The organism is Corallococcus terminator (assembly GCF_003611635.1).
GTDB lineage: Bacteria > Myxococcota > Myxococcia > Myxococcales > Myxococcaceae > Corallococcus > Corallococcus terminator.
In genome coordinates this window covers 1-1,570 of the sequence record NZ_RAVZ01000668.1, presented here as the reverse complement: position 1 = coordinate 1,570, position 1,570 = coordinate 1, and the positions used below count along the sequence as shown (strand labels likewise).

The window sequence follows — 1,570 nt, the reverse complement described above, 5'->3', positions numbered from 1 at the left end:
AAGAGACAGGTTCCTGGCGTCCACCTCCAGCGCGCGCAAGGCCCTGATGGACGGACTGGGCCTGCCCTACCGCACCGAAGCCCCCGGCGTGGACGAGCACGTGCCCGCCACCCTGTCCGCCCTGGAGGCCGTGGCGATGCTCGCGGTGCGCAAGGCCCGCGCGGTGCAGGAGCGCCACCCGGACGCATGGGTCCTGGGCGCGGATCAGCTGGTGGAGGTGGGCGGCATGACGCTGGGCAAGCCCCACGACCGGGACGCCGCGCGCGCACAGCTTCTGCGCCTGCTGGGCCACACCCACGCCATCCACACCGGCGTGTGTCTGGTGGGCCCTGGCGGCCACCTGTTGGAGGCCGTGGAGACCACGCACCTCACGTTCTTCCCCCTGCCGCCCGAGGAGCTGGAGCGCTACCTGGACACCGCCGAGTGGGAGGGCTGCGCGGGCAGCTACCGCGTGGAGGGGCAGGGACAGGCGCTGCTCGCGAAGCTCGAGGGGGACCGCACCAACGTGCAGGGACTGCCCATGCTGTCGGTGGTGCGGCTGTTGCGGCGGGCGGGCTTCGCGTTCTTCACCCGCCCGTGAAGCCTTCTCAGCCCGCGCTGGACAGCTCCGCCAGGATCTCGCTGTACGCGGCACGGGCCTTGTCCGTCTGGTCCGCCTTGAAGCTCACCGCGGACACCACCGGGTGCCCTCCCCCGCCGTAGCGGCCGGCGATGGCGGCCAGGTCGTGCTTGCGCGTGTGGGGCTGCCAGGGGTTGGAGCCCAGCGACACCTTGGCGCGCGACGCGCCACGGCCCACCCAGAGCGTGTAGCGCGCGTCCGGATAGAGCGCGTAGGCGATGAACTTGTTGAGGCTGTCCACGCCCTCGTCCACCAGGTCGAAGAAGACGACGCCGTTCTCGTAGCGGGCCTTCTCGCGCACCAGGTCGATGTTGCGCTGGTGCTTGAAGAGCAGCGGCGCCAGCGGGGCGGAGATGAGGGGCGAACCAGCGATGTCCGAAAGCGATTCGGACTGCATGCGGCGGATGACCTCCGGGATGAGCGTCTCATCCTTCGTGGACTCCAGCACCGTCATGATGCGCAGCGCGGGCTCCTCCAGCGCCACCGCCATCTGGGGACTGGGGAACTGCGCGCCGTCGATGATCTCCGCCCAGTGCAGCAGGTCCGACAGCGCGGACGCGTCCCAGCCGAAGCGCTCGCGCGCCACGTCCGCCAGGTACAGCGTGCAGCTCTTGCGGTGCGCGTCGTGGAACTTCTTCCCGCTGCTGTCGCGCTGGAAGTGGGACTCGTCCCCCGGCTGCTGAAAGGCGGAGGCGTGGTGGTCGAACCACCAGGTGAGCCGCGCGTCCTGGCTGTAGCGGAAGTCGACGATGACGTTCTCGTCCCCGGTGAAGACGGCCGGGTCGATTCCCTCCGCCCCCGGCTTGTGGGACAGCCCCCGGTAGCTGAACGTCGCGTCCGCGCGCACGCGCTCCCGGTAGAAGCGGGTGAAGACCGCGGCGCTGGCCGCGCCGTCGAAACAGTTGTCGTGGAAGAGGACCTGGACTCGCATGGCGGTCCGCCCTCTATCCC

Annotated in this window: 2 protein-coding genes; one reads left to right on the top strand and one right to left on the bottom strand. The window is 70.3% G+C overall.

Annotated elements, in window-relative coordinates:
* Positions 1 to 13: 13 nt before the first annotated feature.
* The gene (locus tag D7V88_RS41355; RefSeq protein WP_244238685.1) at positions 14 to 580 is read left to right on the top strand and encodes a Maf family protein; all 567 of its coding nucleotides are present in this window, start codon (positions 14 to 16) and stop codon (positions 578 to 580) included.
* Positions 581 to 587: 7 nt separating this feature from the next.
* On the opposite strand, the gene D7V88_RS41350 is transcribed toward D7V88_RS41355, so the two are convergent.
* A complete protein-coding gene (locus D7V88_RS41350) occupies positions 588 to 1,550 on the bottom strand; it encodes a hypothetical protein (protein ID WP_120545941.1) in 963 nt (320 codons plus the stop codon).
* Positions 1,551 to 1,570 lie beyond the last annotated feature (20 nt).